Source organism: Marseilla massiliensis (assembly GCF_016899855.1).
Classification (GTDB): Bacteria; Bacteroidota; Bacteroidia; order Bacteroidales; family Bacteroidaceae; genus Prevotella.
Genome location: NZ_JACJJG010000079.1, coordinates 1 through 11,523, shown reverse-complemented (window position 1 = coordinate 11,523; position 11,523 = coordinate 1). Strand labels below are relative to the sequence as shown.

7 protein-coding genes are annotated in these 11,523 nt (G+C 53.0%); 2 read left to right on the top strand and 5 right to left on the bottom strand.

All coding sequences use genetic code 11. The features are described 5' to 3' along the window. On the bottom strand, positions 1 to 967 hold a 967-nt coding region (locus H6A34_RS11160), incomplete at its 3' end, for a pectate lyase family protein (RefSeq protein ID WP_420870842.1). A gap of 698 nt (positions 968 to 1,665) precedes the next feature. On the opposite strand from H6A34_RS11160, the gene H6A34_RS11155 reads away from it, so the two are divergent. After that, entirely contained in the window at positions 1,666 to 4,851 is a 3,186-nt protein-coding gene (locus H6A34_RS11155) for a SusC/RagA family TonB-linked outer membrane protein (RefSeq protein WP_205105583.1), read from the top strand. 116 nt (positions 4,852 to 4,967) lie between these two features. Next, complete coding sequence (locus tag H6A34_RS11150) at positions 4,968 to 6,938, top strand: RagB/SusD family nutrient uptake outer membrane protein (protein ID WP_205105582.1); 1,971 nt, start codon at positions 4,968 to 4,970, stop codon at positions 6,936 to 6,938. A gap of 149 nt (positions 6,939 to 7,087) precedes the next feature. On the opposite strand, the gene H6A34_RS11145 is transcribed toward H6A34_RS11150, so the two are convergent. From H6A34_RS11145 to H6A34_RS11130, 4 genes are all read right to left on the bottom strand, one after another. Beyond that, entirely contained in the window at positions 7,088 to 7,813 is a 726-nt protein-coding gene (locus H6A34_RS11145) for a tRNA threonylcarbamoyladenosine dehydratase (RefSeq protein ID WP_205105581.1), read from the bottom strand. A gap of 259 nt (positions 7,814 to 8,072) precedes the next feature. Further along, complete coding sequence (dusB, locus tag H6A34_RS11140) at positions 8,073 to 9,053, bottom strand: tRNA dihydrouridine synthase DusB (protein ID WP_205105580.1); 981 nt, start codon at positions 9,051 to 9,053, stop codon at positions 8,073 to 8,075. Positions 9,054 to 9,214: 161 nt separating this feature from the next. Further along, complete coding sequence (gene dprA, locus H6A34_RS11135) at positions 9,215 to 10,339, bottom strand: DNA-processing protein DprA (protein ID WP_205105579.1); 1,125 nt, start codon at positions 10,337 to 10,339, stop codon at positions 9,215 to 9,217. Between the two features lie 169 nt (positions 10,340 to 10,508). Further along, on the bottom strand, positions 10,509 to 10,907 hold the full coding sequence (locus H6A34_RS11130) for an acyl-CoA thioesterase (RefSeq protein WP_205105578.1): 399 nt from the start codon (positions 10,905 to 10,907) through the stop codon (positions 10,509 to 10,511). Positions 10,908 to 11,523: the final 616 nt, after the last annotated feature.

Sequence of the window (11,523 nt, the reverse complement as noted above, 5' to 3'; positions counted from 1 at the left end):
TCGTGCCGGCCGTTGGGCGCATGAAGTTGTGCCGCCCTGACGAGTTTCCCTTGATTGTCGCAGGACCGGGTTTCCAGTAATTATTGACGAAATTCACCTGGTGGCCTTGGTAACGGTTTGACGGTGAGTTGTTCTCACCGCCGTAGCAGGCGTTCACCTTGCCCCAGTTATAATTCACGTTGTTCACGAATTCGTTGTAAACAACATAATCATCATCCCTCGCACCCTGGAAACGGGGACTGCGCGAATAGTTATGCGCCAGCATGTTATGGTGGAAAGTTGATTGCGAACCGCCCCACTGGCAGCCGAAACTGCGTGCCGAGCCCTTGTGGTGGCCAGCGTCGTAAAGCCCCTCATGAAGCAGACAGTATTGGAAAGTATGGAAATGGCAACACTGGTTGTTGACAATCTCCTCGGCCGACCAGCCGAAAGTACAATGGTCGAAGATTACCTGCTCAGTGTTTTCTGCGCACAACGCCTGGTCAACAAGCTCGGCATCCTTTACCAAGTCCGAGCCGTCCCAAACGTGCGAACCCGTGCGGAAGCGCATGTTACGCACCACTATGTTCTTCGCCCCGTTAATACTGAACATGCGGGGATACAGCGTTATGCCCTCGCCCGGCGCCGTCTGGCCCGCAATGGTGAGGCCGGCGGTACGAGTGACGCGCAGCACATCCTTGAGGATAATCCAACCGGAGCAGTTAAACACCACGGTGATAGGCTCGTCAGGATACTGAGCCAAAGCCCAGCGCAGCGAACCTACGGGCGGCGTCGTGGGGTCATCCTCAAGATTAGTCACCGTAACCACACGCCCGCCACGGCCACCCGTGGCAAACTTGCCGAAACCCTCGGCCGTGGGAAAAGCCGGTATGTTTTGCGTGGCCGTAGGATAATCATATTCCTGGGCCTGCCCCTCAAGAACAGCTCCGGTAAAAAACAAACTCAGTACAAGATAAAAAAATCTCATGTCCGTTATTTTTTAGGTTAAACTTTAGTTACACTCCTGTTACAAAACGGCGGTTTAAAACTTTGCCGGACGGCTAAAATAGCCTTGTATTGCCCCATTTTAATCCACAAAAAGCTTGAAAACAGTAAGACAACATAAGGCTTTAGCTTATAATCAATGATTCTGGATGCAGGATATCTTACGTACTATAGGAAAACGGAATGAAAATGTTATGAATCCAAAAAGCCGCTAATTGGTAGGCAAAAGGCCGTCTTTTGAATTATAAAAGACGGCCTTTTACATTCTAAAAGAGCACATGTAACCGCCCTGATACCTACTTATGGGTATGTTTTTTGCGCAAAAAACTATCTTTTTTGACAAATTTTTGATTTTAACATTCACGACGTTGAAAAAAAAAGAAAAAACAATTATATTTGCAAACAAGAACGAAACCTTATATCGACATAACATACACGGAATCACGAACGGTTCCGAACCATATAAAAAGTCTGATAACCAAACTTTACCAGCAACACGGATGAATGTATCAAACGAAGTGTGTACACGCGTATTCTAACTTATTAAAATCAATTACTAACTTATAAGGCAAACAAAAAACAACAGTCAACAGGCGGCATGAGGCATTGTGAAAATGTCACTAAAGCCGCCGTTTTGTAACACGAATGTAACTAAAGTTTAACCCAAAAAGATTTGAGGACATGAAAAAAAGCAAAAAGCATTGTTCAGGCTTGACCCTGATGCGTACGTCAGTGGCCGTCAGCCTGTCTGCCATGCTGTGCGTTCCGCTGTACACCTCGGCGGCAAGCGCACCGGCAAACTCCGTTCCCGCCCAGGCGGTAACGCAGGGTCAGACCGTCAAGGGCAACGTTGTTGACGAGACAGGCGCGCCCATGATAGGCGTCACCGTGAAAGTCAAGGACGGCAAGGCGGCAGCCGTGACCGACCTCGACGGTAACTTCTCGATAGCCGCCAAGCCCGGCGACGAACTCGAAATCACTTACGTGGGCTACAAGACGGCCACGGTAAGGGCTACAGCGGCTCCCGTAAGAGTGACAATGGAGCCCGATGTGGCCAGCCTTGACGACGTGGTGGTAATAGGTTACGGTACTATGAAGCGCCGCGACCTGACGGGAGCCGTGTCATCGGTAAAAAGCGAGGACCTGGCGATACAGCCGGTGTCAAACGTCGTTGAGGCCCTGCAGGGCAAAGTAGCCGGCCTTGACATTACGAAGGCCAGCGGCCAGGCGGGAGCCGACGTGACAATGCAGCTGCGCGGTACGCGCTCGTTCACGGCGAGCGGCGAGCCTACGGTGATTATCGACGGCATGCCGGGCAACCTTGCCACGCTGAACGTCAACGACATCGAGAGCATTGAGGTGCTCAAGGACGCGTCGTCGACGGCAGTCTACGGTTCGGCCGGCGCCAACGGCGTAATCATCGTCACGACCAAGAGCGGAAAGACGGGCAAGGCCCTGGTTAACTTCAATGCCTACGTGGGTATCAACGGATGGTCGGAAGTTCCGGAGGTGTACGACGCCAAGGGATACTTCAACCTGCGCAAGCTGGCCCTGCAGGAGGCGGGCACGTATATTGACGATGCCAGCGTGCTCGGCAACCAGGCAATGTGGGAAGCCTACCAAAGGGGCGAGTCGATAAACTGGGCCGACGAGCTGCTCAAGACCGGCATTATCCAGAACTACTCGGTATCCGTAAGCGGCGGAACTGAGAAGACAAAGGCTTACATGTCGCTGAACTTCACTGACGAACAGGGCCAGTACGACAACGACAACTACAAGGTGTACTCTACAAATATACGTGTAGACCACCAGGTTAACAAATGGCTCTCGACGGGTATCAACATGCAGGGCAGCTACGTCTATAAGAATTCGGCGTACGCACGCCTTGACCAGGCACTGCGCAACAAGCCTATCGGCCGTCTTTACGACGACGACGGCAACCCGACAATCGAGTCTGTAGAGGGCACGGGAGAGACTAACGTGCTCGTAAACAACAAGAGCAACTACAGAAACAACAGCCAGATAACCCGCCTATACCTCAATCCGTACATCCGCGTGACGCCGTTCAAGGGCTTCACATGGGAGAGCCGCCTGAACGCGTCGCTCGTGTTCAACAAGCACAACCGCTTCGAGGGTATCGGCTCGTACAACTACTACCGCGACGGAGCCACACAAACCGGTACGAGCAGCCGTGTTTACGGGCAGGTGGAACAGACCAACTCGACCAACTACAAGTGGGAAAACATACTGACGTACAACTTCCAGATAGCAGAGGACCACGACTTCACCATCACCGGAGTAACCTCGTGGAACCACGACAGGCAGGAATATACCTATTCTTATGCCGACAACCTGCCGTCGAACGTCTACCTCTGGCACAACCTTGAGTCCGGACGCAACCAGAAAGTGCAGTCGCAATACACTATGTCAAAGGGCTTCGGACTCGTCGGCCGTATCAACTATTCTTACCAAGGCAAGTATCTCGCCTCGGCATCGGTACGCCACGACGGCTCGTCACGCCTGGCAAAGGACAACCAGTGGGACACGTTCCCGGCATTCTCTCTCGGATGGCGTATCTCCGAAGAGAAGTTCATGGAGGGTACACGCTCATGGCTCGACAACCTTAAGATACGCGGCGGATGGGGCGTAACGGGTACGGCCGCCATCGATGCGTACTCAAGCGTATCTGTACTCGAGCAGACCAACTACGGCCTCGGCGGCCTGCTGGTGCCGGCCTACCAGTATAGCAAGAACGTGGCGAACGTAATGCTCGGCTGGGAGAAGTCAAAGAACACCAACATCGGTATCGACGCAAGCTTCTTGGGCGGGCGTATCGACATGGCGCTCGACTATTACTTCACCAAGACCGAAGACGTCATCTGGAGCAAGGCGCTGCCCTCCACTGGCGGAATGTACGATGCGTCAACCAACTTCCAGACCAACATGAACATCTGCGAAACCGAGACGCAAGGCGTCGAGCTCGCACTCAACACACGTAATATCGTGACCAAGGACTTCACGTGGACTTCAAACCTGACCTTCACGTACAGCAAGGAGAAGATTACGAAGCTGGCAACCGGCGCCGAATACGTCACTAACGGAGATGACGGCAAAGTGCTCTACATGGGAGAGGCTGTCAATTCCTGGTACAACTATAAGCTTAACGGCGTATGGAAGACATCAGAGGCTGCCGACGCTGCCGCATTAGGCATTAAGCCAGGCGACCTGAAGGTTGACGTTCAGGGCATGATTCACGTCAGCGAGGGTGTCTATCAGAAGTGGGTTGAGAACGAGGACGGCGAAAGGGTACTCATGACTTACGACAAGGATAACCCATATGCCGTAAGCGCCAACGACTATCAGGTGCTCGGACACCAGAATCCTGACTGGACGATGGGATTCAAGAACACGTTTACTTACAAGAACTTCGACCTCAGCATATACATGTATTGGCGTTGGGGACAGACCATCTATTATGACATGCTTGGCTATTACGACCCGGCCGGAGGCGCTAAAAACAACTTCCCGACGTACTTCGACTACTGGACACAGGAAACAGGCGACCAAGACCACTACTTCCCGGCACTCAACGCGTCAAGCTCGAGCAACAACATTAAAGGTTTCTCAGGACTCAGCTATGTTGACGGCTCGTTCTTCAAGATTAAGAACATAACCTTAGGTTATACTCTCCCGAAGAAGTGGGGAAAGACAATCGGCATAGAGGACCTGCGCGTATATGCCACAATCACCAACCCGCTCGTAATCCAAAAGAGTGACCTTCTGAAGAACTATGACCCCGAAATGGGCGGCAGCATTGACTACCCGCTGACTAAACAGCTGGTTTTCGGCGTGAACCTGACATTCTAAAAATGTCAATAGAACCATTATACAGGTAAGCTCATAACTCACTAACGAAAATAAGCGCAAGCTCCATGCCTCCAATAACCAACGGAGACATGGACTTGCAAAAAACCAAAAAGACAATGAAAACAAGTAAATTATTATATATGTCGGCACTGCTTGCGGGCACGTTGAGTTTCACGGCGTGCGAACTTGACGAGTACAACCCGAGCGGAGGCGACGCTAACATAACCAACTACAACGCGTGGAGAGGGCTTCAGGCCTATTGCTACTCCCCGCTCAACGAGGGACTGTTCTCCGAGTTCAACTTCCTCAGCGTGGCTGAAGGAGGTACAGACATGTTCGAGAACCCCAGCAAGGACTACGCGCAGGAAGTATTCTTCTACGAAGGACTGACCCCGTCGGTGCAGGCACCTAAGGTTACGTTCAACCAAGCATACACGACAATATCCACGTGTAACGCCGTAATCAACCATGCCGACGAGGTTGAAGGTGCCGACAAGGACATTCTCGTGGCCGAGGCGAAGACCTTGCGCGCGTATTACAACCTCGTACTCGTTACATACTATGGCCCGGTAACGCTGAGCGACGAAGACATCTCGACCGGAATAATAAACACCAGACCGAAGCGCAACACCGTGGAAGAGTTTTACACGGCAATAATAAAAGACCTGAAAGAGGCCGCCGCCGTACTGCCGGTACAGCCTTTGGACGGCAACTATGGGCGTGTATGCAAGAAGACCGCCCTCGGACTGATGGCACGCGCTTACGCTCAAGGCGCGGGCGAAGGTCTGTCGGAAGACGGGGTGAGCTATTGGATGAGGGCGAAAGACACGGCCGAGGAACTGATAAAGAACGCTTCGTCGTACAACATTTACCTGTATGACGACGTTTCGGACCTCTGGGCCCAAGCCAACAACCGCAACAACCCCGAGGCTTTGTTCATAGTGTCGGGCGTAGATGCCAACAACGAGTCGGCAAACTACATGAGCGTGAACCGCAACCAGCTGACTTTCACGTTCTGCAACCCCAACAAGCTTGAGGACCTTTACAAAATCGCCGACAAGTCAAACTACTACCTCGGCCGCGTGAACAACAACGCCATGGCTCCTACGCCGTACGCAATCGACGTGTTCGACGCCTCGTGGGACAAGCGTTGGGAAAACACGTTCATGACAGCCTTCGGAACGTTCTCGATGGTAACTCCCGGATGGCTGAAATACGACAACTACGGAGTGGAGATAACCCAGGCACTTATAGACAAATACGGCATGGGACAGCAGTTCCTCGGCGACTCGATACGTCCTTACGCCGAGATAAACGCCATAGCCTCGACGTACAAAGGCAACCAGTATGACTTCGTGGGAGCGTGGCCCAAGGGCGGTTATGCCGCACACCACGCCGACCCAGCAAACCTCATAACAGGCATTAAAAACCCGTTCGTGATAGACTATCCGGTGGACGTTGACGACGACCGCTTCGCCGTAGTGCTATCAAAAGACTACAAGACCGACGCGGAGAAGGCCCAGAGCCGCTACTTCACGGTGAACATCAGAGACCTGTTCGACGGCAACCAGTACAAGCGCCAGCCCTTCGACGGCACAAACTCATACCAGCTATACCCGTCACTCATAAAGTATAACTGGCTGTACAACGGAGTAAGCGAGGGCAGCAACCTGCAGCGCCGCTACGGCGACATAATGGTAATGCGCACCGCCGAGCTGTACCTCATTGCTGCCGAGGCTTGGGAGAGACTCGGTGACGCAGAACAAGGACGTAAGTATCTCGAAAAACTGCGCAACCGCGCGGCACGTCCGGGCACGCAAGCCCCGGCACTCGGCACCATCACCGAGGAGACCATCCTTGACGAATACGCCCGCGAGATGGCCGGCGAATACTGCCGTTGGGCCCTGCTGAAGCGCCACCACCTGCTTGGCGAGCGCCTGAAGCGCTTTAACTCGCGCGCAGCCGAAAGCTTCGACGAGAGCATACACTACTGCCGTCCGATATCCAACGACTTCCTCCAGCAGATTGACAACCGCGACGAATACGGCGATAACGGCTACGGCACGACGCCAACCAAGGGTTACTGATAACATGCCTTAGGGCATACAAACAAATAAGAGGCGGCCTTTCGCAATGCGAAAGGCCGCCTTTTGCGTCGTAATATGCCATGTTTTGCACGCCGAAAGGCGGCATATTGCTGAATGCCTGACGGTCAGGCAGTTACGCACGAGCCACGTCATGGCTCGGCATCGGCCGTTCGCGATACTATGTCTTGTATCACAAGGCCGGCCAAGGTGAAGCCGAACACGGCGGTGATGTGCACCATCGAGCCGTTGGCGCGAGGTTCGTCGGGCGTGCCGGAGTTGTCGAGCAGCTCGTCGCTGTACACACACTTGAACTTCCTCGACGGCAACCGCCCCGACCGCTTGAAGCCCTGCCGCAGCGAGCGGGCCAGCGGACAGCCCGTGACCTTCCAGAACTCGGCCACGCGAATGCGCGTGGGGTCGAGCTTGCGGGCCGCCCCCATTGACGAATAAAGGCGCACACGGGCGTCGCAGGCGGTGCGTATGAGCAGCATTTTGTCCTGCAGGCTGTCGATAGCATCAATCACATAGTCGTAGCTCCCGATGTCGAACGTGGCGGCGGTGTCAGCATTAAACGCCTCATGGCGGGCGTCAATCTCGGCCTCGGGACTGATCTCGAGCAGGTGCTCCTTCAGCGCATCGACCTTCACCTGGCCTATCGTCATGGCCGTAGCCATAAGCTGCCGGTTCACGTTCGAGGCGCAAACGCGGTCCTGGTCCACTATCGTGACATGGCGAACGCCCGAGCGCACAAGGCCCTCAACGCACCAGCTGCCCACTCCGCCGACGCCGAACACTATCACCCTGGCCTGCGCCAGCCGCCCGGCGGCGGCCTCGCCTATCAGCAGGCGGGTGCGGGATTGAAAGGAAAAAGTCATATATAATTAAGAATTAAGAGTTAAGAATTAAGAAAATATGATGTTGATAATTAAGAATTAAGAGTCAGGAAATTAAGAATTAAGAGCCAGGAAATTAAGAATTAAGGGTTAAGAATTAAGAAAATATGACTTTCTTATTAAAACCATGTAAGGTATATCTTACCATTTCTGGCCAAACGTCAAGTCATATTTTCTTAATTCTTAACCCTTAATTCTTAATTTCCAAAGTCATATTTTCTTAATTCTTAACTCTTAATTCTTAATTCAAAATCGCCCTGCAATGCTCCAAGATTTCCGTCAGTTCTCCTACGGTTTCGGCACGGAGCATGGCGATACGCGTCTGTCGGAAGTTGGGAATGCCCTTGAATATGGGCGTTGCGGCGAGATGGCGGCGCGTGTGCAGAATGCCACGATACTCGTCAATGCGCTCCACGTTTATGCGGAGCTGTTCCTCGAGGATGTCCAGCTTGCGGTTAAAGTCGAGCGAGGGGTCGGGCTCGCGGCCGTCAAGATAGTCGCGAATCTCCTTGAACAGCCACGGATGTCCGAACGTAGCGCGGCCTATCATCACGGCGTCTACGCCGTAACGCTCGAACGCCAGCCGCGCCTCCTCGGGCGTGGTGATGTCGCCGTTGCCGATGATGGGTATGCGTATGCGCGGGTTCCGCTTCACCTTGCCTATCAAAGTCCAGTCTGCCTCGCCCGTGTACATCTGGGCGCGGGTGCGCCCGTGGATGGTCAAGGCCTGTATGCCGCAGTCCTGCAGCTGCTCGGCCAGCTCCTCTATTATGAGGTTCTGGGCGTCCCAACCCAGCCGTGTCTTCACCGTTACGGGCACTTTCACCGCATCTACGACGGCCCGCGTAATCTTCAGCATAAGCGGAATGTCGCGCAGCATGCCCGCTCCGGCGCCCTTGCCGGCCACCTTCTTCACCGGACATCCGAAGTTAAGGTCTATCAGGTCGGGCCCTGCCTGCTCCACGATACGCGCCGCCTCGGCCATCGACTCGGCGTCGCGGCCGTATATCTGTATGCCTACGGGGCGCTCGTCGTCGCTTATCGTAAGCTTGTCTACGGTGCTCTTGACCGACCTCACCAGCGCCTCGGCGCTGACAAACTCGGTATATACCATCGCCGCCCCGTACCGTTTGCACAGCCGGCGGAAGCCTATGTCGGTGACATCCTCCATCGGAGCGAGGAAGAGAGGGCGGTCGCCGAATTGTATGTTGCCTATGTTCATATTTTTACTTTGTAGTTAAAGTAGTTAGGAGTAGTTAAAGTAGTTAGAGTCATTACCTTTGCTTTATGTGTTCAGGCAGGCAAGCTGCAAGGCATTTGACTTTAACTACTTAGCGAGCTTGCGAGCGATAACTACTCTTAACTACTTTAACTACTGAATATTTAACTTCTTATTAAATGATAAACTCCTCCCGCCAGGCACTTCACCACGCCTTTCATCTCGAGCGAGAACATCGTGGCGGCAAGCGTGCCGACAGGCATGTTGAGGGCGGCCGACAGCGTGTTGAGCTGCTGGTCGTTGCTGTTTTCGAGCGTGTCGACAATCCGCTGCTCGTCGTCGGTAAGCTCGGGGAAGAGCGTACGCTCGATACCTTGGCGGCGCGCGGCGACAAGCTGCGCGTCGGTCTGCCATCCCATGGCGCTCACGAAGTCGTCGGCCGAGCATACGAGTGTGGCCTTGTTGTCACGGATAAGGTTGTTGCAGCCCGCCGAATACTCGTCGCCTACACGGCCGGGGAAGGCGAACACGTCGCGGTTATAGCTCTGGGCTATGCGTGCGGTGACCAGTCCGCCGCCGTGAGAGGCGCTCTCCACCACTACGGTAGCGTCTGAAATACCCGCCACAATGCGGTTTCGCCGCAGGAAGTTCAGCTTGTCAGCATTGGTACGGGTGAAGAACTCGGTCAGCAGTCCGCCCTGTGTCAGCATGCGTCCTGCCGTGTCCTTATGGCGCGGAGGATAGAGGTTATCGAGCCCGTGGGCAAGTACGGCCACGGTATCCATGCCGTTGTCCAGCGCCTCACGGTGCGCCGAGATGTCTATTCCGTAAGCAAGTCCGCTGACGATGAGCGTGTCAGGGCACAGTTCTTTCAGCCTGCGGACGAACGAGCGCACGCAATCCTGGCCGTAGGCGGTACACCGCCGTGTGCCCACCATGCTCACCACACGGGCGCGGTTGAGCTCCGCCGTGCCACGGTAGAACATCACCAGCGGCGCGTCATCACACCCGTCAAGTCGCCGAGGGTAGCCTTCCGAGCCGTTTACGAGTATCCGTATGCCGTGGCGCGAGGCGTATTCCATCTCGAACTCCGCCCTGCGGCGTGCCTCGTCTATGTCGGCAAGGGCGTCAGCAACGCGCCGCGGACAACCGGGAGCGATGTCGCGTATGTTCATGCGGCAGTCTATTACGGCCGTGGCACTGCCCGCCACGCGGTATAGCTGCAGCGCCGTGCCTGGCGTAGAGTGGTCGACTGACGACAGTATAAGCGCGTTAATAAGCTCGGACATTTATTAAGTTAAGAATTAAGAGTTAAGAGTTAAGAAAAAATGCCACTTATATAATTAAGAATTAAGAGCTTATTGAATTAAGAATTAAGAGTTAAGAATTAAGAAAATATGCCTGAACTCGATAACCGGCAAGGGTATTTTTCTTAATTCTTAATTCTTAACTCTTAATTTATAAGAACTCCTTGAACGCCTCGTCATACTCCTTGCTGTGGGCCAGCCGGCCGTCAACAAGGCATACAAGGTCAATCACTCCCTTGAAGCACAGCTTGTTGTCGGAGGCGCGGTAGATGTCCTGATAAAAGACGTAGCGCAGCCCTTCCTTCTTCAGGTTGATGCAAGACAGGAACTCATCGTCGCACCTCAGCGGCGTCTTGAACTGCAGATTCATCCTTGCCACGACAGCATCAACGCCGCGACGGTGCATCTCGGCAAAGCTAAGTCCGCACTTCTGAAGGAACAGATGGCGTGTATGCTCGGCGTAATGCAGGTAGTTGGCATTGTTGACAATGCCCTCGATGTCGCACTCATAGTCGCGGACCATCATCCGCGTAGTGAAAATATAGTCCATATTAAGTGCAAATATAGTGAAAGGTGAGCGCAATGGCAAGGAAAAAACAAAGTTTTTTAACTTGAAATTGCCGAACCGAATCCTATATTCGTGAAACAAAGATAAGGATTTTTTAAGGAGTTAAAGAAGCTTTGGGGATTTTTTTAGTAGTTAAAGTAGTTAAAGAAGTTAACGCTCCCTACGGTCGCTAAGTAGTTAAAGTCAAATGACTTTGTTCTTAGGAGTTAAGGAGTTAGGGAGTAAGGGAGTTAAGACAAATGCCTTTTTGCTTGGCTGCAAATAGGCTAAAGGCTAATCCACGCTCTCCGTTTACCTCTTATTAGTCCCATTCGCCCCATCTGTCTTATCCCGACAAATAATCCATTGATAATCAACTATTTACCACCAATTTTGCAAAAGGCCGCCTTTTGCTCTCTAAAAGACGGCCTTTTAGCGCGCGATTTGCGACCTTTCGCAACGCCGTTTGCCGTCTTTCGCAAAACATGTTGCTGACTGTTGTCTAACAAGGTAAGGCTATTGTATTTATTTCCTTTATCAATTAGTACACCTATTCATTGACTTTCAAGAAGAAAAGCATTTGACTTTAACTACTTAGCGACCGTAGGGAGCGTTAACT